Annotated in this window: 19 protein-coding genes; 16 read left to right on the top strand and 3 right to left on the bottom strand. The window is 37.5% G+C overall.

Annotation, left to right across the window (positions count from 1 at the left end; translation table 11 throughout):
• The first annotated feature begins 4 nt into the window (after positions 1 to 4).
• The 4 genes from J0871_RS04555 to J0871_RS17365 all read left to right on the top strand — a co-directional run bounded on the left by J0871_RS04555 (position 5) and on the right by J0871_RS17365 (position 5322).
• Entirely contained in the window at positions 5 to 1363 is a 1359-nt protein-coding gene (locus tag J0871_RS04555; RefSeq protein ID WP_208223790.1) for a DUF1080 domain-containing protein, read from the top strand.
• Positions 1364 to 1365: 2 nt separating this feature from the next.
• The gene (locus J0871_RS04560; protein WP_208223792.1) at positions 1366 to 2706 is read left to right on the top strand and encodes a Gfo/Idh/MocA family oxidoreductase; all 1341 of its coding nucleotides are present in this window, start codon (positions 1366 to 1368) and stop codon (positions 2704 to 2706) included.
• Between the two features lie 100 nt (positions 2707 to 2806).
• Positions 2807 to 4891 carry an ATP-binding protein gene (locus J0871_RS04565; RefSeq protein ID WP_208223793.1) on the top strand — a complete coding sequence of 695 codons (2085 nt, stop codon included), beginning with the start codon at positions 2807 to 2809 and terminating at the stop codon, positions 4889 to 4891.
• Between the two features lie 296 nt (positions 4892 to 5187).
• Entirely contained in the window at positions 5188 to 5322 is a 135-nt protein-coding gene (locus J0871_RS17365) for a hypothetical protein (protein ID WP_262897378.1), read from the top strand.
• On the opposite strand, the gene J0871_RS04570 is transcribed toward J0871_RS17365, so the two are convergent.
• Positions 5323 to 5910 carry a riboflavin synthase gene (locus J0871_RS04570; protein ID WP_208223795.1) on the bottom strand — a complete coding sequence of 196 codons (588 nt, stop codon included), beginning with the start codon at positions 5908 to 5910 and terminating at the stop codon, positions 5323 to 5325.
• Between the two features lie 146 nt (positions 5911 to 6056).
• Here J0871_RS04570 and pdxA point away from each other — a divergent pair, with 146 nt between their 5' ends.
• The 9 genes from pdxA (at position 6057) to J0871_RS04615 (ending at position 13693) form a co-directional block, all read left to right on the top strand.
• Positions 6057 to 7103: a 4-hydroxythreonine-4-phosphate dehydrogenase PdxA gene (pdxA, locus tag J0871_RS04575; protein WP_208223796.1), complete on the top strand. Its 1047-nt coding sequence runs from the start codon at positions 6057 to 6059 to the stop codon at positions 7101 to 7103.
• Positions 7104 to 7199: 96 nt separating this feature from the next.
• Entirely contained in the window at positions 7200 to 7739 is a 540-nt protein-coding gene (locus J0871_RS04580; RefSeq protein ID WP_075327882.1) for a DUF177 domain-containing protein, read from the top strand.
• A gap of 9 nt (positions 7740 to 7748) precedes the next feature.
• Positions 7749 to 7946, top strand: a complete 198-nt coding sequence (rpmF, locus tag J0871_RS04585) for a 50S ribosomal protein L32 (RefSeq protein ID WP_037318365.1) — start codon at positions 7749 to 7751, stop codon at positions 7944 to 7946.
• Positions 7947 to 8124: 178 nt separating this feature from the next.
• Positions 8125 to 9120 (top strand): beta-ketoacyl-ACP synthase III, encoded by a 996-nt coding sequence (locus J0871_RS04590; protein WP_208223798.1) that lies wholly within the window; start codon positions 8125 to 8127, stop codon positions 9118 to 9120.
• 21 nt (positions 9121 to 9141) lie between these two features.
• On the top strand, positions 9142 to 9660 hold the full coding sequence (accB, locus tag J0871_RS04595; protein ID WP_075325454.1) for an acetyl-CoA carboxylase biotin carboxyl carrier protein: 519 nt from the start codon (positions 9142 to 9144) through the stop codon (positions 9658 to 9660).
• Positions 9661 to 9715: 55 nt separating this feature from the next.
• Positions 9716 to 11071, top strand: coding sequence for an acetyl-CoA carboxylase biotin carboxylase subunit (gene accC / locus J0871_RS04600; protein ID WP_208223800.1), 1356 nt, complete (start codon positions 9716 to 9718; stop codon positions 11069 to 11071).
• Positions 11072 to 11297: 226 nt separating this feature from the next.
• On the top strand, positions 11298 to 12413 hold the full coding sequence (locus J0871_RS04605; protein ID WP_208223801.1) for an FAD-dependent oxidoreductase: 1116 nt from the start codon (positions 11298 to 11300) through the stop codon (positions 12411 to 12413).
• A complete protein-coding gene (gene mtgA / locus J0871_RS04610; protein ID WP_208223802.1) occupies positions 12410 to 13081 on the top strand; it encodes a monofunctional biosynthetic peptidoglycan transglycosylase in 672 nt (223 codons plus the stop codon). Before J0871_RS04605 ends, mtgA begins: the two co-directional genes overlap by 4 nt.
• 159 nt (positions 13082 to 13240) lie before the next feature.
• Positions 13241 to 13693, top strand: a complete 453-nt coding sequence (locus J0871_RS04615; protein ID WP_208223803.1) for a transcription elongation factor — start codon at positions 13241 to 13243, stop codon at positions 13691 to 13693.
• A gap of 215 nt (positions 13694 to 13908) precedes the next feature.
• On the opposite strand, the gene J0871_RS04620 is transcribed toward J0871_RS04615, so the two are convergent.
• Positions 13909 to 14877, bottom strand: coding sequence for an ABC transporter ATP-binding protein (locus J0871_RS04620; RefSeq protein ID WP_208223804.1), 969 nt, complete (start codon positions 14875 to 14877; stop codon positions 13909 to 13911).
• Positions 14878 to 14929: 52 nt separating this feature from the next.
• On the bottom strand, positions 14930 to 15976 hold the full coding sequence (locus J0871_RS04625) for a ferredoxin--NADP reductase (RefSeq protein WP_208223805.1): 1047 nt from the start codon (positions 15974 to 15976) through the stop codon (positions 14930 to 14932).
• Between the two features lie 182 nt (positions 15977 to 16158).
• Between J0871_RS04625 and J0871_RS04630 the strand changes: the two genes are divergently transcribed.
• From J0871_RS04630 to J0871_RS04640, 3 genes are all read left to right on the top strand, one after another.
• Complete coding sequence (locus J0871_RS04630; protein WP_208223806.1) at positions 16159 to 17640, top strand: DUF5687 family protein; 1482 nt, start codon at positions 16159 to 16161, stop codon at positions 17638 to 17640.
• An 11-nt stretch (positions 17641 to 17651) separates the two neighbouring features.
• On the top strand, positions 17652 to 18377 hold the full coding sequence (locus J0871_RS04635; protein ID WP_208223808.1) for an ABC transporter ATP-binding protein: 726 nt from the start codon (positions 17652 to 17654) through the stop codon (positions 18375 to 18377).
• Positions 18378 to 18467: 90 nt separating this feature from the next.
• Entirely contained in the window at positions 18468 to 20981 is a 2514-nt protein-coding gene (locus J0871_RS04640; protein WP_208223810.1) for a hypothetical protein, read from the top strand.
• Positions 20982 to 20984: the final 3 nt, after the last annotated feature.

Here is a 20984-nt window from a genome sequence, read left to right on the forward strand (position 1 = left end):
CCTTATGAGAAATCTTTTTATTTTCTTGTTTTCAGCATTGGCATTCACAAGCTGTGCCGACTCAGAAAAAGATGAGACACCCTGGACCCAATTATTTAACGAAGAAAATCTGGATGGATGGACTAAAAAAGGTGGCGATGCCGAATACCGGGTTGAAAATTCAGCAATAATTGGTACTACCCAACATAACACGCCCAATACCTTTCTTACCACCAATAAAGATTACGAAGATTTTATTCTGGAGGTGGATTTTAAAGTCCATCCAAGTATGAATTCCGGGATTCAAATTAGAAGCAATAGTTTAGACAATTATATGGATGGCCGGGTGCATGGGTACCAGGTGGAGATTGATCCCTCAGACCGTGCATGGAGCGGTGGTATTTATGATGAAGCGCGCCGTGGCTGGTTGGTAGACTTAGGCGAAAATTCTAAAGCTCAGCAGGCTTTTAAACAAAACGAATGGAATACCTATAGAATTGAGGCCATTGGCGACACTATTAAAACCTGGATAAATGGGGTTCCCGCTTCGCATTTAATAGATGATAAAACTTCAAAAGGTTTTATTGCCCTACAGGTTCACAGCATTGGCGAAGATGCTGAGGCAGGCACCGAAGTAATGTGGAAAAACATTAAAATTCTTACCGAAGATTTAGAGAAATATAGCAAAGAAACTCCCCTGGAACCTGTAAAAACCAAAAACAGTTTAACTACAGATGAAAAAGATAACGACTGGGAAATGTTATGGGATGGTGAAACCACTGAAGGTTGGCGTGGTGCACGTTTAGATGAATTTCCGGAAGAAGGATGGAAAATAGAAGATGGAGTACTTACAGTGTTTGCAAGCGGTGGCGGAGAATCTGAAGCCGGTGGGGATATCGTTACCAAAGAACTTTATGGCGATTTTGAATTAAAAGTTGATTTTAAAATTACCGAAGGTGCCAACTCCGGCATTAAATATTTTGTGGATACCGATCTAAATAAAGGTCCCGGTTCTTCAATAGGTTTGGAATACCAGATTCTTGACGATGAACGTCATCCTGATGCCAAATTGGGTAACCATAAGGGAAGCAGAACAATGGCTTCTTTATATGATTTAATTCAAGCCGATCCAGATAAACCGGTTAATCCAATAGGAGAATGGAACACCGCCCGTATTGTTTCAAAAGATAATAAAGTAGAACATTGGTTAAATGGCGAGAAAGTGCTGGAATACGAACGAAAAAGTGAAGAGTACCGCCAGCTGGTTTCTGAAAGCAAGTATGTAGACTGGCCAAATTTTGGAGAAGCCGACAAGGGCCATATCCTGCTTCAGGATCATGGTAATAAAGTGAGTTTTAAAAACATTAAGATCAAAGCAGAATAAATATGAATTCAAGAAGAGATTTTATAAAGAAAACAGCTTTAGGCGGAACTGCTCTTGCAGTTGGAAGTTCGGCAATGGCAATGAGTGCTAAAAGCTACCGTAAAATTATAGGTTCTAACGAGAGGATTAACGTAGCTATAGCCGGTTTGGGAAGAAGGTTAGGTGCTTATTTTGATCCTATTGCGCGCAAAGATTCTAATGTAGAACTCATGTATTTATGCGACGTGATGGAAAGTCAACGGGTAAATGCATTAGAGCGTTTTTCAGAACATATAGATTACAAACCAAAACTTGAAAACGATATTCGTAAAGTTTTTGACGATAAAAAGGTAGATGCCATTATTAACGCTACACCAGATCATTGGCACACTCCGGGCTCTATTATGGCGATGAAAGCCGGGAAGCATGTGTATGTTGAAAAACCTTCCAGCCATAATATGTTTGAAAATGAACTGTTAGTAGAAGCTACTAAGAAATATGGAAAAGTGGTGCAAATGGGGAATCAGCAACGCTCTTCAAATCATACGATTGAAATTATAAAAGATATTCACGACGGGGCGATTGGTGAAGTTTATAAAGCAGTGGCATTTTATACTAATGCACGTGGCGAGGTGCCAAATCAGAAAAAAGCGCCTGTTCCGCAGGGATTAGATTGGGATTTATGGCAGGGACCAGCACCAAGAAGAGAATATACCGAAGAAACCTGGGATTATAACTGGCACTGGTATGGTTATAATTATGGTACAGCCGAATCGGGAAATAACGGAACCCACGAAATGGATGTAGCACGTTGGGCATTACAAGTTGGAATCCCGCTACGCACCGATGTACAATCAGGAAAACGACATTTTAAAGATGACGGCTGGGAAATGTACGATACCATGGAGGCTACTTTTAAGTTTGCAGACAATAAGGTTATTCAGTGGGATGGTAAAAGCCGAAATGCCTACGATACCTACGGTGGCGGCCGCGGTACCATAATTTATGGCACTGATGGTGGCGTATTTGTAGACCGTGAGAAATATGTACTTACCAATAGAAATGGTGAAATAATTAAAGAATACAATTCAGCATCTGATGAAGCCGGGACAGCTTTAGGGGGTGGAGGAGATATGTCTACAGCGCATATGCTTAATTTCTTTGATGGAATACGCGGCACAGCCAAACTAAATGCGCCCATAGATGATGCAAACATAAGTATGACCATGGTACACTATACCAATATTGCCGATCAATTGGGTAGAGGCTTTGATATAAACGATAAAACCGGAAGAATTTTTGACAGGGATGCCATGAAACTTTGGGGTCGTGAATACGCCCCTGGTTGGAAACCTGAAGTTTAATCCCCAGCTAATTTTCTATAAATTATTTCAGCAAAACCTTACCAAAATCATAATTGCAGAGAGTTCTTTTTTAATACCTTAGCCCTCCATAATGCCCCCTATGATTAACACTAAAATTGAAGAAAATAACGAAATAGAAAGGCTTAAAACCCTGCTCTCCTATAATATTCTTGATACACCCTACGAAAAAGATTTTAATGAGCTTGCACAGCTTATTGCCTTAATTTGCGATGTTCCCATTGCTTTTATTGCGATGATAGACGATAAAAGACAATGGTATAAAGCCAAGGTAGGTCTTGATGGTAGTGAAACACCGTTAGAAGAAACATTCTGCCAATATACTGTTAAGCAGGATGAACTGGTTGAAATTTCTGATGCTCGTTTAGATGAAAGGGTAAAAGACAATCCTCACGTTACTTCAGAAAATGGAATTCGGTTTTATGCCGGGATGCCTTTAAAGGCTGAAAATGGCCATAATATTGGGACGGTTTGCGTTGTAGATGGCAAACCAAGAACGCTTGATGCCCAGCAAAGACAAGCTCTGAAATTACTTACCAACCAGGCAATGCACCTCATAGAAGCCAGGAAAAAGAATAAAAGTCTTGGGAAGGAATTAAATAGTATTCTCAAAAAACGAATCGCACGCACAGAAAAGAAGCTCGAACTCAAAGAAAGCGAGAATAGATCCTTAATGCAGGCGATTAAAAACTCCAGTGGAGTTGTAGAATTTAAACCAGATGGAAGGATAATTTCTATAAACCGAAATTTTGAAGAAATTTCAGGATATACTGAAAAGGAACTGTTAGGGAGTCATCATCATATGTTTATTACTCCGGCCGATTATGCTGAAAATAAGCAACTATGGGATTCTTTAAGAAAATGTGAATATAAAACGGGTCGTGTACGTAGAATCCATAAAGATGGATCTGAATTTTATTTACAGGCGTCTTATAATCCAATTCAGGACCTGGATGGGAATGTGATAAAAGTGGTAAAGATTTCACAGGATATTACTAAAGAAATTGAAGCAGGAATTTCTTTGGAAAAGGCCAAAGAAATGGCCGAAAGCCTCAATGAACAGAAAGATAACTTTATTGCAAATGTTAGTCATGAAATTAGAACACCAATTCACGCAGTTTTAGGATTTACCGATCTTTTACTGGAGAATGAAAAAGACGCTCATAAAACCAATTATTTAAAAGCGGTAAAAATCGCAGGAGATTCCTTGCTATTTATTGTAAATGATATCCTGGATCTTTCAAAAATGGATGCAGGCCTATTACAAATAGATAAAGATGTTTTTGATATTAGGGATGCCGTAAATAGAGTGTTTTCAATTTTACATTTGAAGGCGCACCAAAAGAAAATTGGGTTTGAACCGCATATTGAATCTAATGTTCCTGCTTTATTAGTGGGAGATAAAAACAGGCTTTCGCAAATACTTATTAATCTTTTGGGCAATGCCATAAAATTTACTTCAGAAGGAAGCGTAAAATTATTTTTGAGTGTGACCAAAGAAACTGCTGGTAAAATTATATTGAAATTTAAAGTTTCAGATTCCGGGATTGGGATTCCGGAGAATAAATTAGATGCTGTTTTTCAGCGTTTTATGCAAGCAGATACAAATACATCTCAAAAGTATGGAGGTACAGGTTTAGGCCTTAATATTTCCAGGCAACTTATAGAAAAACAGGGAGGAACAATTAAAGTAAAGAGTGAACCAGGAAAAGGAACCAATTTTATTGTTGAAATTCCTTTTGAAAAAGCCACTCAGAAAAAACAGCTTGTTGAAGATGCGAAAGATAATTTTGAAGAAAAGTATTCAGGAAGAATCTTAATTTGTGAAGATAGCGAACTAAATCAGCGATTGGTAAAGGCCCTTTTAAAAGGAAAAGGTCTTGAAGTAGATATTGCTTCTAATGGAGAAGTAGCCCTTTCGTTTTTGAGGAAAAGCACTTATGACCTGATTTTTATGGATGTACAAATGCCGGTCAAAAATGGGTATGACACTACGAAATTTCTAAGAAAAGAAATGGGGTTAAAAACGCCTATTGTAGCATTAACAGCTAACTTTATGGCTACTGAAAGACAAAAATGTGCTGAGGTTGGTATGGATGATTATCTAGCCAAACCTTTTCAGAAAAAACAATTGTTCGAAAAGGTTGAAAAGTGGATACAGGGATAAAAGGATTAAAATCTAGGTTAAATAACTTGCCCTGGAGTAAAAATCGAATAGGAAAAATCAGATTAATTTCTAGGAATAGTTAAAGAATGGCAAATTTGTATTATTTTTATATGATGTATATCCCATACAAAACCAACTTACAGATTTTTACGATATCTGCTCCCCCATAAAGATTTTTGGCGAATATTATTAATGTAGTACATTACGCACGAATTATGAAGGAGAAATATTTAATTATTTTTATATTTTTTTTGATGTTTGGGTCGGGAGAAATATCGGCTCAAATGACCCATAGTATGCCGGAACCTCAGATGCTGGATGATGGCGGAGGGCCAGTTGTGCCACCGGGCCTCCCAATAGATTTTGGAATTTCTGCATTAATCGCTGCCGGGTTAGCACTTGGAATTCATCATATTAAAAACAGGAAATAATTACTTTAAATCCTGCAATCGTTTAACGTATTTCCCAATAACATCAAACTCCAGGTTAACTCTAGCTCCTTCCGTTAGGTTTTTAAATGTAGTATGCTGGTACGTATAAGGAATTATCGCCACGCTAAATTCATTTTTCTTAGAATTTACAACAGTTAAACTCACGCCATTTACCGTTATAGATCCTTTTTCAATCGTAATATTTTGCAAATTTGGGTCGTATTCAAAAGTAAATTCCCAACTACCGTCTTTTTCTTCTGCTTTTTTGCAAATCGCGGTTTGATCAACGTGTCCCTGTACTATATGGCCGTCTAAGCGGTCACCTAACTTCATTCCACGTTCCAGGTTTACCGGTGCGCCTTCAGCCAAATTCTTTAAATTCGTTTTTTCCAGTGTTTCGGCCACTGCAGTTACCGTAAATTCATTATCTGTAATAGATACCACGGTTAAGCAAACGCCGTTATGCGCTACACTTTGGTCTATTTTTAATTCGGGCGTCATTGCTGCTTTAATGCGAAAATGCATATTTCCCCCTTCGGTTTCTATACGGCTAACTTCTCCTACTTCTTCAATAATTCCGGTAAACATATCTTTGGATTATTCTTACATTTGTGATGTAAAAATATAAATAAACACGGGAAGTTTAATGAATTAGCCCAGAACAAATCCAGATTTAATTTTGGATTGAAAATGGTAATTTATTAGCAAGAAATATTCCCAATAATTATAAGCAGATGAAGCAAGCAGAAAAGGTGAAATTAGGAATAAGCATAGGAGATTTAAATGGAATTGGAAGTGAAATAATGCTTAAAACCTTTGATGATTCCCGGATGTTAGACTTCTGTACCCCGGTAATCTTTGCTTCTACCAAAGTACTCACTTTTTTAAAGAAACATTTTAATCTTTCCCTTAACTACCAGGGAATAGATGAGGCTTCAAAAGCTATAGACGGAAAAATTAATGTGGTAAATGTTTGGAAAGAAGGGATAAATATCAATTTTGGCGAAGAAGATCCTAAAATTGGTGAATATGCTTTTAAATCACTTCAGGCTGCAACAAAAGCGCTTAAGGAAAATGAAATTGATGTGTTAGTTACGGCACCTATCAATAAACACAGTATTCAGTCGGCTGATTTTAATTTTCCCGGCCATACAGATTATTTAGCTAAGGAACTTGAAGGGGAGAGTCTTATGTTTATGATTACCGACACCTTGAAAATTGGTTTACTTACAGATCACGTAGCCCTAAAAGATATTGCCAATACAATTACCCCAGAGTTAATTGAAAAGAAACTAAACATAATTCAGGAAACCTTAAAACAGGATTTTAGGGTGCAAAAACCAAAAATTGCTGTTTTAGGAATAAATCCGCATAGCGGAGATAATGGAGTTATTGGTAAAGAAGATGAAGAAATCTTAAAGCCTACCCTTCAGAAATTACGTGATAAAGGTGATTTGGTTTTTGGCCCATTTTCAGCCGATAGTTTTTTCGGTTCAAAAAATTACGTAAATTTTGATGCAGTGGTGGCTTCTTATCACGACCAGGGTTTAATTCCGTTTAAAACGCTTTCTTTTGGAAATGGGGTGAATTTTACCGCCGGTTTAAGTAAGGTGAGAACCTCGCCAGATCACGGTACCGCTTTTGAAATAGCCGGAACAAATTCGGCTAATATTAATTCTTTTAAAGAAGCTGTTTTTCGAGCAATAGAAATTCATAAATGCCGTGAAGAATATAAGGAACTCACCAAAAACCCTTTAAAGAAACAGGGTAGAAAGTTATAAACAAAAATTTGTTTATAACAGCGCTCTAATTTATTAATTTTTATATATTTGCACCCGCCTAAGCCGAAGCGGCCCGGGCAAGAAATTGACGATGAGATGAGGAAATTAGCAGCGTATACAATTCCTTTTGTGGGATTAAAGCTGGGAAAACACCAGTTTGAATACGATATTGATAATGAGTTCTTTGAGCATTTTGAGTACGACGATTTAAATAGTGCCAATGTTAAAGTTGATTTGTTGTTAGAGAAGAAAACAACAATGATGGAGCTTACTTTTAAAGCTTCGGGTGCTGTAAACGTAAATTGTGACCTTACAAACGAGCCATACAATCAGCCTATAGACGGCAGTTTGTTTTTGGTAATTAAGTTTGGGGAAGAATTTAACGACGAAAATGAAGATTTACTTATTTTGCCACACGGTGAATTTGAAGTAAATATTCAGCAATATATTTACGAACTTATAGTTTTGTCCATACCATTAAAAAGGGTGCATCCCGGGGTAGAAGACGGTACTTTAGAATCTGACGTACTTGATAAACTTGAAGAATTAAGTATTAATAATAACGAGAATAAAAATGATGAGGATGAAATAGATCCTCGCTGGGATAAATTAAAAAACTTATTAAACGATAAATAACAGCAAGCCATGGCACATCCAAAGAGAAAAATCTCGAAAACCAGAAGAGATAAAAGAAGGACACATTATAAAGCTTCGGTACCTAAAATAGCTACAGATCCTACAACAGGAGAGGCGCATTTGTACCACAGAGCGCACTGGCATGAAGGTAAACTATATTACCGAGGCCAGGTATTAATTGACAATACCGAAGAAATAGAAGCTTAATTTAACATAGAGCTTTAACTTTTTATAAAAACTCTCACCCACGTGAGAGTTTTTTGTTTGAAGTTGAATAAGTGCTAAAAAGACCTTAATTTGCACCCCCGTTCAAAGAAAAATTAGTACTTTTCTTTTTAAGTTTTTACGTTTTTTTAGAACGTAAATGGGGTTAAAAGTCAAATCTATGAATAAAATCACAGCAGCAATTACCGCTGTGGGTGCCTATGTGCCCGAAGATGTGTTAACCAACAAAATGTTGGAAGAAATGGTTGAGACCAATGATGAATGGATCTTCAGCCGAACCGGAATACGAGAACGCCGAATACTTAAAGACCCTAATAAAGGAACTTCATACTTAGGAATAGAAGCAGCTAAAGATTTATTAGAAAAATCTAATCTCGATCCAAAAGAGATAGACCTTGTTATTCTTGCTTCTGTAACCCCAGATCTACCTGTAGCTGCTACCGCAGTTCACGTTGCCACCCAAATAGGTGCTATAAATGCTTTTGCCTACGATCTTCAAGCCGCATGTTCAGGATTTTTATATGCTATGTCTACAGGATCAGCATATATAGAATCTGGGAGGTATAAAAAAGTATTGGTAATTGGAGCCGATAAAATGTCTTCTATTATTGATTATACCGATAGAACTACGTGTATTATCTTTGGAGATGGCGCCGGTGCAGTACTTATGGAACCGAATGAAGAAGGTTTTGGCTTGCAGGATGAAATTCTTAGAAGCGATTCTATTGGAAGAGACTCCCTTAGAATTGAAGCTGGAGGCTCTTTAATGCCACCATCGGCAGAGACTGTAGCCAATAAATTACATTATGTGAGACAGGATGGTAAAACGGTTTTTAAATTTGCAGTTTCTAATATGGCAGAAGTTAGTGCTAATATTATGGAACGCAATAAATTAACCAATGAAGATGTAGATTGGCTTGTGGCGCACCAGGCAAATAAACGAATTGTAGGAGCAACGGCTAGCCGTATGGGACTTGAAGATAAAAAAGTGCTTATGAATATTGAGCGCTACGGAAACACTACATCGGCTACTTTGCCTTTATTGCTTAGTGATTTCGAAAAGCAATTTAAAAAAGGAGATAATTTAGTTTTTGCTTCATTTGGGGGCGGCTTCACCTGGGGGGCGACCTATTTAAAATGGGCATATAATTCTTAAAAAAACCAACACCCTATTATTATGGATTTAAAAGAAATTCAGAATTTAATCAAGTTTGTGGCCAAATCTGGTGCCAGCGAGGTAAAACTGGAAACGGGCGATGTAAAGATCACCATTAAAACAGGCTCAGACGAGAAAGAAACTATTGTTCAACATGTGCCAATGGGCGGCCAAATGCAGCAAATGCCTGCACAGCCACAGCCTCAACAGCAACCTCAACAACAGGCACCTGCTCCTTCTCAGGAAAGTGATTCCCAGAGTAAAGAAGAGCAAAAAGCACCCGCAGGAGAAGATTCAAATTATATTACCGTAAAATCTCCTATAATTGGAACATTCTACCGTAAACCTTCTCCAGATAAGCCAACTTTTGTAGAAGTAGGAGATTCAATTAAAGAAGGTGATGTGCTTTGTGTAATTGAGGCTATGAAACTTTTCAATGAAATTGAAAGCGAAGTTTCAGGGAAAATAGTAAAAGTATTGGTAGACGATTCTTCTCCTGTAGAGTTCGACCAACCATTATTTTTAGTAGATCCATCATAAATTACTGCCCATTTAGCTTAAGGGAAATTTTTCCCGGGCCAAAAAAACAATAGGTATGTTTAAAAAAATATTGATTGCAAACAGGGGCGAGATCGCATTGCGCATACTTCGCACCTGTAAAGAAATGGGAATTAGCACCGTTGCGGTTTATTCTACTGCCGATGCTGAAAGTCTTCACGTAAGGTTTGCCGACGAGGCCGTATGTATTGGTCCGCCGCCCAGTAATTTATCTTATTTAAAAATTTCAAATATTATTGCGGCTGCAGAAATTACCAATGCAGATGCAATTCATCCCGGCTACGGTTTTCTTTCAGAAAATGCCAAATTCTCAAAAATCTGTGAAGAACACGATATTAAATTTATCGGTGCCTCACCAGATATGATCGCGAAAATGGGAGATAAAGCTACCGCAAAAGCCACTATGAGAGCTGCGGGAGTTCCTTGTGTTCCAGGATCAGAAGGGGTGATGAAAGATTTTAAGGAATGCCAAAAACTTGCGAAAGAAATAGGCTTCCCTGTAATGTTAAAAGCTACCGCCGGTGGTGGTGGTAAAGGAATGCGAGCCGTTTGGAAAGAAGAAAATCTTGAAGATGCCTGGGATTCTGCCCGCCAAGAAGCAGGCGCTGCTTTTGGAAACGACGGGATGTATATGGAAAAGCTTATTGAAGAGCCTCGCCATATTGAAATTCAAATTGTAGGAGACAGCACGGGTAAAGCCTGTCACCTTTCAGAAAGGGATTGCTCGGTACAACGCCGTCACCAAAAATTAACCGAAGAAACTCCATCTCCTTTTATGACCGATAGCCTTCGGAAGAAAATGGGAGAAGCCGCAGTAAAAGCTGCCGAATATATTAAGTATGAAGGTGCCGGTACCGTAGAATTTTTGGTAGATAAACACCGAAACTTCTACTTTATGGAGATGAATACCCGTATCCAGGTAGAACACCCAATTACCGAGCAGGTAATAGACTACGATCTTATTAGAGAGCAAATTCTTGTAGCGGCAGGAGTGCCAATTTCTGGAAAGAATTATTTCCCACAATTACACTCTATAGAATGCCGAATTAATGCTGAAGATCCTTTTAACGGTTTCAGACCTTCACCGGGAAAAATCACGAATTTGCACGCTCCCGGCGGTCACGGAGTACGAATAGATACCCACGTTTACAGCGGCTATATTATACCGCCAAACTACGATTCTATGATCGCCAAATTGATCACTACTGCTCAAACCAGGGAAGAAGCGATCAATAAAATGAAACGTGCATTAGACGAGTTTGTGATAGAAGGTGTAAAAACAACTATTCCATTCCATAGGCAACTTATGGATCACCCCGATTATATTGAAGGGAACTACACCACCAAGTTTATGGAAGATTTTAAAATGAAACCATTGGAAGCGGAAGATTAGTTTTTCCGTGGAGAAATCTAAATATTAGACCTCACAGGTTTCAAAAACCTGTGAGGTCTTTTTTATTGTAAGACTTATGGCGTCATTCTGTCCCGAAGCTTCGGGATTATTTCAGAATCTAACAAGTTGTAAATCTAAATATATTTCGAACGCAAATTAGATTGATTAGAATTTACCAAACAGCCTCTTTTTTAATTTCGTATTTTCATTGAAAATTATCCTTTCAATGAACCTTTCTTACTGGGAAACCAAAACCTGGTTTTCAAATATAGATTTTTGTATTATAGGCAGCGGAATCACCGGTTTAAATTGTGCGCTAAGCTTAAAAGAACGATTTCCAAAATCTAAAATTCTAATTTTGGAGCGCGGAATTCTACCGAATGGCGCGAGTACAAAAAATGCCGGTTTTGCCTGTTTCGGAAGTGTTTCAGAGATTCTTGACGATCTAAATTCACATTCTGAAGAGGAAGTGCTACAATTAGTGCAAAAACGCTTAAAAGGTTTAAAATTGCTTCGGAAGAATCTTGGAGATCAAAATATTCGTTATAAAGAATATGGCGGTTATGAACTTTTTACCAGTCAGGATATAGCTCTTTTTGAAAAATGTAGGGCGGCTTTACCACAGCTTAATAAAATGCTGAAACCAACATTTGGAGACGCTGTTTTTAGTGTTCAAAAAGACAGTTTTGACTTTAAGAATATTCACAAAAAACTCATTTTTAATCAATTTGAAGGGCAGTTAAATACCGGCAAGATGATGGAAACTTTACTATATAAAGTTCAAAAAGCTGGCATCAAAATCCTGAATAATATTACAGTTGAAGGATTTGTAGAAACAAGGGACTCAGTAAAGATTAAAACCGATAAATTAGATTTTTCAGCAAATAAATTATTGATCGCTACTAATGGTTTTTCGGAAAAATTGGGAATTTCTCAGGTAAAACCCGCCCGCGCCCAGGTGTTGATCACCAAACCGATTAAAAATCTCGAGATCAAAGGCACATTTCATTTAGATAAGGGCTATTATTATTTTAGGAATATTGACGATCGCATTCTTTTTGGTGGTGGCAGAAACCTGGATTTTAAAGCCGAAGAAACCACTGAAATCGCTCAAACCGAAATTATTCAGCAGAAACTGGAAGAATTGCTTAAAACTACCGTTTTACCGGAAACTTCCTTTGAAATTGACCAGCGCTGGAGCGGAATTATGGGCGTTGGAAAGCAGAAAAACCCGGTCGTTAAACAAATTTCAGATAATGTTTATTGCGGAGTTCGCCTTGGGGGAATGGGTGTTGCTATTGGTAGTTTAGTAGGGAAAGAACTTTCAGAATTGATAAAATGATTAAAAAAATATTCAAATTTCTGCTAAAACTGGTGGGTGGCTTAATCCTGTTTTCGCTTTTTATTGTATTGCTGTTTAAATGGGTTCCGGTGCCGTTTACGCCGTTAATGGCTATTCGATATTTTGAAAATCCTGAGGAGAAAATTCAGCATTCGTGGGTGCCACGACAAGATATTTCCCGGCATTTGCAACTTGGCGTTATTGCCAGTGAAGATCAAAATTTCGTAAAACATAACGGTTTTGATATTGAAGCTATAGAAAAGGCCATTGAAGATAATCAGAAAGGAAAGCGGGTACGTGGCGCCAGCACAATTTCCCAACAAACCGCAAAGAATGTATTTTTATGGCCGGGGAGAAATTGGTTAAGAAAAGGCCTGGAGGTATATTTCACTTTTTTGATCGAAACTTTTTGGAGTAAAGAAAGAATTTTAGAAGTTTATCTAAATAGTATTGAAATGGGCCGCGGAATTTACGGCGCAGAAGCAGCCGCGCAGCATTGGTTTAACAAATCGGCTGCAAATCTTTCTGTATACGAAGCTGCTGCTATTGCCGCTGTTTTACCGAACCCTAGAGAATACCGGGCAAATCCTGCCAGTAATTATATAAATCAAAGAAAAAACTGGATTGTAAGGCAAATGCAGAATTACGGGAAGTTTAGTTTAGAGTAAATCAGTAAAAAAATTACCGTCAATCTGAACTGGTTTCAGATTCTAATTTGTGAAGATTATTAAACGCTTAGATCTCCGAAAAAATATCGGAGCAAGCTCTGAAATAAATTCAGGATGACGATTCTACAAACTTCTCATATTTCAAAAAGAGAATAATTTATGAATTCAATAAAAGAAAAACTTTATAGAGCCTGTGAAGCTTATGTGGAAGAACGTATAAAGCGTATTGAAGCTGCTATGGCCGGACTTGAAAGCGATCTGGAAAACGAAACCAAAAGTAGTGCCGGCGATAAATATGAAACCGGTCGGGAAATGATAAACCTGGAATGGAATAAACTGGCCGAACAGCTACAGCAATTCAAAAATCTTAGAAATACGATTAATATTGCAAAAAGCAGAACTAACAACGGTTCCGCTCAGTTAGGAACTGCGGTAAAAACCAATATGGCCAATTATTTTATTGCGATCCCGGCAGATCGTATTATTGTAGATGGCGAAGAATATTTTGCCATTGGCGCCAATTCCCCGATTGCGCAATTATTACTGCATAAAAAAGCAGGTGAGGAAATTATTTTTAATGGAAAAACAGCTGAAATTTTGGAAGTGTTTTAAAAATTATAAAATGAGGTGTTGAATGAGATGTTTAGCCAAGAATACTTCGTCATTGCGAAGAAGGCACGACTGAAGCAATCTGCTCAACTGAAACTCTCAAACTCTCATTCTAAAGATTACCGCGCTCCTGCGTCGCTCGTAATGACGATAGTAAAGCAAAAAAGAGTAAGGAAAAAAGATCAAAAAACATTCGTGTATTTGTGGCGAAGCTTAAACTACTTCAACCTTGATTTAATTAATTTTTCGGCAACTTTTAGACTTATCTTTTTCCCTTCCTTTAAAGCTTTCGAATGATTAAAATAAATGATTTTCCCGTTTAAATGGACTTCAATTAACCAGGTGTCGCCTTTAAACCAGGATTTTTTTACTTCGGCTTTAATTCCGGCTTTTTGGGTAAGTTTAATTTCTTCAGGGTAAAGAATTACTTTTTTTCGGCTGCTTTCATCTTCAGTCAGCTCCTTTAGCATTATCTCATTTACATCACCAAAAAGGGAAGCCACATATTTATTGGGCGGATTTTGATATAATTCCGAAGGAGAATTTTCAGCGTAAATTTTTGTGTTTTTTAAAACAATGGTTTTATCGGCAAAAGAAAGTGCATCGGTACTATCGTGGGTGGCAACAATGCAGGCGATATTGTTTTCCTTTAAATAATCAAAAAGTCTGCGGCGTAAATTATTTTTTCTAAAATGATCTATATGGCTAAAAGGTTCGTCCAGTAAAAGCAATTCGGGTTCATTGGCCAGTGCTCTTGCCAAAGCTACGCGCTGTTGTTGGCCACCGCTTAAGAGTTTCGCTTTTTTATCGGCCAGCTCGGTCATTTCCACAACTTCCAGCAGCTCTTTAATACGTTTTTTCTTTTTTTGAGGATATTGATTGCTGAGATATTTTCCAATATTATCAGCAACACTTAAAGGAAGCATTAAATCAAAATCCTGCGCAAGATATTTTATAAACGGCTCGCCTGGCACAAGGTTGAAATTAGGGCCTAAAAGTTCTTTTTCTCCCCAAAAAATCTTGCCATCGGTATGCAGCAGGCCGTAAATAATTTTTAGTAACGTACTTTTTCCACAGCCGCTTTCCCCAATTACAGAGAGGTTTTCTCCTTTTTCCAGTGTAAAACCGATATTCTTTAAAACCGGTTCTTCAGCATAGGCAAAGGAGACATTTTTGAGTTTCAGCATAAATATTTTTTGTTCCTACAAGGTAAGCTTTTCAAACTTTCCCGGTAAGAAACTATACATCGTCGTAATCTACCTTTAGTTTTGGGGTTAGCGGTTGCGCCTGGCAGGTAAGAATCAAGCCTTCTGCAATCTCTTCATCGGTTAAAATTTGATTTTTACGCATTTCGGCTTTTCCTTCTACGATCCTGGCAATACAACTGCTGCAAATCCCGCCCTGGCAGGAATAAGGGACGTCTAAATCGTGCTCTAAGGCGGCGTCTAAAACCGTTTCTTTGGTATCCATAGAGAAAGTGGTTTCCTCATCGTCTACCATAATGGTAAGTTCAGTTTGGCCTTCTACATTGGTTTCTATAGCTCCCGTTTCTTCAGAAGTAAAAAGTTCGTAAAGAATTTTGTCTTCGGTAACCCCGTTTTCTTTTAAAACATCGCTTACCTGGTTAATCATTTCTTCAGGTCCACAGAGGTAAAATGCATCAAAGGCGTGATCTTTAAACTTGTTTTTCACCACAAAATTCACCGTGCTGGTTTCAATTCTTCCAAAATGTGAATTGTCTTCCCGGGTACGACTATATACAAATTCAATAAAAAGTCTATCGGGGAATTTAGCCTGAAGTTCCAGCAATTCCTTGAAAAATATAGTTTCTTCTGGAGATTTATTTCCGTAAGTAAGCACAAACCGGCTTTTTGGTTCTTCGGCTAAAACAGTTTTTATAATAGAAAGCACCGGGGTAATCCCGCTTCCTGCTGCAAAGGCTGCATAATTTCTAGCTTCACCGGTAGGTTTTAAAATAAATTTCCCTTCTGGCGGGTGAACCTCCAAAACATCGCCGGCATTAAGTTTATTATTGGCAATTACCGAAAATTTACCGCCTTCAACTTCTTTCACGGTAACCTTGAATTCTCCTGAATTTGGTGCCGAGCAAAGCGAATAAGCACGTCTTAATTCTTCGTCGCCTAATTTTATTTTTATCGTAATATATTGGCCCGCGTCAAACTTAAACTCTTCTTTTAAGTTCTCTGGAATATTAAAAGACAAGCTCACTGCCTGCGGGGTTTCCCTAATAACTTCTTTTATTTCTAACGGAAAAAACTGACTCATCAAAAATTTATTTTTGGCAAAAATACAAAGTATGTGAAATTAAAGAGTGTAACAAATACCTAAATTTCTATACATGTAAGGTAAATATGCCCGTAACCTGATTAAACTGGTGGTTTATTTCGGGTATTTAATCATTTTGGGTTAGCATTTTTAATCCCGGTAATGGGTTAAATTATTAAATTATGTTTAAACGGTTTTTATGGTTAGAATGGAAATCTTTTTTCCGTTCTGCAAGTGTGGGGAAGAGTATTGGATTAAAAGTTCTGCTTATTTTCCTGGCTTTATATTTTTCTGTCGCATTTCTCGCTTTGGGAATTGGTCTTTATCCTTTGCTGCAGGAAACTTTTCCAGACCAGGATCCTTTTCAAATGGTAAACCGTTTTGTTTTACTATGGCTGGTTTTTGAACTCGGTTTTAGGTTTATGCTGCAAACACTGCCGGTTTTAGATATAAAACCACTTTTAAATTTGCCAATTCTACGGCGAAAAGCGGTGAATTTTGTATTGCTTAAGTCTATGTATTCCTTTTTTAACTTTTTGCCATTATTTATAATTATTCCCTTCGGAATTTTTTGTATTTATAAAGGTGATTATGGAACCTGGAATATTCTGGGTTGGATGGTAGCGATGATTGCCATTACCCAATGCATAAATTTTCTGAATTTTATTATTAAAAAGAAATTTACCGATAATCTAAAAGCATTAATTCCCGCCATTCTTTTAGTAGTGATTTTGGGCGCACTGGAATATTTTGAAGTTTTTGAGATAAGTTTCTGGTTTGGTAAAATGATGGATTACCTGGTTTTAAACCCTTACCTGGCTATTGTACCTATAATTTTGGTAATTGCTTTTTATAAATGGAACCAACTTAACCTGGAAAGCAAGTTTTATCTCGATGCCGGTTTAAAGGAAAAACAAAAAGATGCCGATACAAAAGATTTTGTTTGGACTAAAAAATTTGGAGCCCTTGCGCCTTTCCTTCAATTAGATTTAAAACTAATTTGGAGAAATAAAAGGCCAAAAACAACAATTTATATGTCTTTGCTTTTGTTGTGCTACGGTTTGTTTGTGTATCCCAGCGATATGTACGAGCATATGGCTATTTACGTTTTTGTAGGTATTTTTATGACCGGAATTTTTATGATCAATTTTGGTCAATTTGTGCCCTCGTGGGATGCATCTTATTACCCAATGATTATGTCGCAAAACATCCCCCTGAAAGACTACCTGTCTTCCAAAGCAATGTTAATTAGCTTTAGCGTAATAATACTGGCTATTTTAAGCACGCCTTATATTTATTTTGGCTGGAATATCTTATTAATAAATATGGTGGCCGCTTTATATAATATTGGCGTAAATGTTCCTATTTTGCTGTATTCAGGCTCTTTTAATAAAAAGAGAATAGACCTGGATAAAAGTCCGTTTATGAATTACCAGGGCACAGGCGCAGCTCAATGGATAGTTGGTCTACCCTTAATGTTTTTACCAATTTTAATTTTCTGGCTTCTGGATTATTTCATAGGATTTGAAGCCGGTTTAATTGGCCTTTCCGGTTTGGGAGTGCTGGGTCTGCTATTGCGATCTAGTTTAATGAAATACATTGCCGGAGTTTACCAAAAAAGAAAATACGCGATGATTAATGGTTTTAAACAAACCGGCGAATAAAATTTATAAATATGATAACTGCTACAAACCTTAGTAAAATATACGGCGGCACAAAAGTTCTAAATATAGATCATCTTGATATTCCAACAGGAGAAAGTTTTGGCCTGGTTGGGAACAATGGTGCCGGTAAAACCACTTTTTTCAGTTTATTGTTGGATTTAATTCAGCCAACCACGGGAAATATTTTTAATAACGAGATCACGGTAAGCCAGAGTGAAGACTGGAAACCTTTTACCGCTTCTTTTATAGATGAAAGCTTCCTTATTGGCTATTTAACTCCCGAAGAATATTTTTATTTCGTAGGGGATTTACGCGGCGCCAATAAAGCTGATATCGATGCTTTCTTAGCCAATTTTGAAGATTTTTTTCACGGAGAAATTATTGGTCGTAGAAAATATTTACGAGACCTTTCTAAAGGAAATCAGAAAAAAGTGGGAATTGTTGCGGCGCTTATTGGAAATCCCAAAGTGGTGATTTTAGATGAGCCTTTTGCTAATTTAGATCCAACAACTCAAATTCGATTAAAAAAGATTATTAAAGATCTTACCGAAAATCGTGAAACCACCGTCTTAATTTCCAGCCACGATCTTATTCACGTGACCGAAGTTTGTGAACGAATTGTGGTTTTAGATAAAGGTGTACCGGTAAAAGATATTAAAACTTCTGAAGCAACTTTAAGCGAATTAGAAAGTTATTTTTCTGGCGAAGTAGGCGCGGCTCAGGCTGAAGAACTATAGCAAATTGGTTTGCGTTTGTAAAAAGAAGCGTATTTTTGCACACTAAACAAACTGATTTTTAGTTATAAAGCCATCGAGAACCGGTTAATTTTGAATACAATTACCAAACTTACTTTATTGCTGCTCCTGGTTGGGAGCATCGCTGGCTGTTCACGCAAAAATAACACCTTTGTAAACCGAAACTGGCACGCCGTTACTACAGAGTATAATACGCTCTATAACGGTAATTTAGGCCTGGAGCAGGGTAAAGAGGAACTTAACCAAAACTACGCCGATAATTACTGGGATATTCTACCCATTGAGCGTATGCAAATTGATGAGAATATCGTTTTGCCAGATAGCATCAGAAATCAGAATTTTGGCTACGCCGAAGAAAAAGCGGTAAAAGCAATTCAGCGGCACTCGATGCTGATAGAAGGGAAAGAAAGAAATCCGCAAATAGATGAAGCTTATTTATTACTGGGAAAAGCCCGGTATTTCGATCAACGCTTTATTCCTGCGCTAGAAGCTTTCAATTATATTTTAAGGCGTTATCCTGCCAGTAACAATATTATTCACGCCCGGGTTTGGCGAGAAAAAACCCATATGCGCCTGGATAATAACCGTCTTGCAGTAAATAATCTCAAAAAAATACTGGATTTAGAACATCTTGAAGAACAGGATATTGCTGATGCCAGTGCAACTATGGCCCAGGCTTATATCAATCTACGGCATTTAGACAGCGCGGTTGTTCCGTTAAAGAATGCAGCCGAATTTACTGGAAATAACGAAGAAAAAGGGCGCTATTTCTATATTCTTGGGCAGATTCATAACCGTTTGGGAGAAATTTCTGAAGCAAACGCTGCTTTTGATGAAGTGATAGATTTGAACAGGAAATCCCCTAGAATTTATATGATTAATGCCTATGTGCAAAAAGCCCGGAATTTTGAGATGGGGCAGGGCAATAATTACCAATTACGAGAAATGTTTCGTGAATTGGAAAAAGATCGCGAAAATCGACCATTTTTAGATAAAATTTATTTCCAAATTGGTGAATATTACAATCGTTTAGATTCAATAGACACTGCGGTAGAATATTATAAAAAATCGCTGCGTGAACCTGCGAGTGATATTTATTTACGCTCTATTAATTATGAAATCCTGGCCAATATCAATTTTGATCGAAGCAATTATCTGGCCGCCAGTAAATATTTTGATAGTACGCTGGCAGAAATGGATCCGAAACTAAGAGAATTTAGAACTATAAAAAAGAAAAGGGGTAACCTGGAAGATGTTATTAAGTATGAAGACATAGCTTATAAAAACGATAGCATCTTGCGATTAAGCCACATAATGCCGGCTGAACAACTGGATTATTTTAAGAATTATACCACAGATTTACGAGCTAAATTAGAAGCCGATAATAGTGCAGCTACTATGCCTGTGAATTTACCGGCCATAGAAAGCAGGCAGCCCCCAGCTTCTGCGCGTACTTTTTATTTTTATAGTGAAGCGAGGGTTCAACAGGGGAGACAGGAATTTTTGAATCAGTGGGGAGAGAGGCCGTTAGCTGATAATTGGCGATGGGCAGAAGTTAGTTTTGAAAGGGAAGATGCAGTGGCAGAAGAAGCCGGGCTTTCACAGCAGGTTTTAGACAACGATCCGCGGCTTGATCCTTATACCTATATAGACCAAATTCCAACAGATTTAGCGGTGTTGGACACTTTAACCCGGGATAGGGATTTTGCGTATTATCAACTGGGAATAATTTATAAAGAGAATTTCAGGGAATATAAAATGGCCCAGGATAGATTGGAGGCTGTCTTAGAAATGTCTTCAGATGAGCGCCTTATTTTGCCTTCTATGTATAATCTATATCAGATTTATCAAACCACAAATCAAGGTTTTAAGGCTGAAGAAATGAAGCAGGAAATTTTGGAGAATTACCCAAATTCCCGCTATGCAGCTTATATTTTGAACCCCCAAAGTATTAGTGAAGACGAAAATTCTCCGGAAGCAATTTATGCAGAACTTTACCGAAATTTTGAGGCACAAAATTTTGAAAATGTTATTGCTGAAACAAACCGCTATATTTCAGAATTTGCTGGAGATCCCATTGTTGCAAAGCTTGAACTTTTAAAAGCCCAGGCCAGCGGAAGACTTTTAGGTTTGGAAGCTTATAAAAATGCATTAAATCACGTGGCTTTAACCTATCCGCAAACCCAGGAAGGAAAAAAAGCCCAGGGAATTTTAAATAAAACAATTCCCCAGTTAAGTGGTTTGGAGTTTAATACCGATAGTCTTCAGCAGAATTATAAACTACTTTACAGGTTTGATATTTCAGAACAGGAAGCGGCTTCAGCCTTAAAAGAAAAGATAGAGACAGCGATTTCAGAAATTAATTACGAGTATCTTTCAGTTTCTATTGATGTTTATAATCCAGAGGAGATGTTTGTAATGGTACACGGCCTTGAAAATCTTAATCGTGCAGAAGGTTTTGCTGAATTACTTCAAATAAATGAAGATTATTTAGTTGAAAATGAATCAATGCCTATTTCATCAGAAAATTATAGAATTATACAAATTCAAAAGAATTTAGAAGAATACCCACAACCGATCAATTAAGAT

Origin of the sequence: Salegentibacter sp. BDJ18 (assembly GCF_017579965.1) — a bacterium.
In the GTDB taxonomy this organism is placed as follows: Bacteria; Bacteroidota; Bacteroidia; order Flavobacteriales; family Flavobacteriaceae; genus Salegentibacter.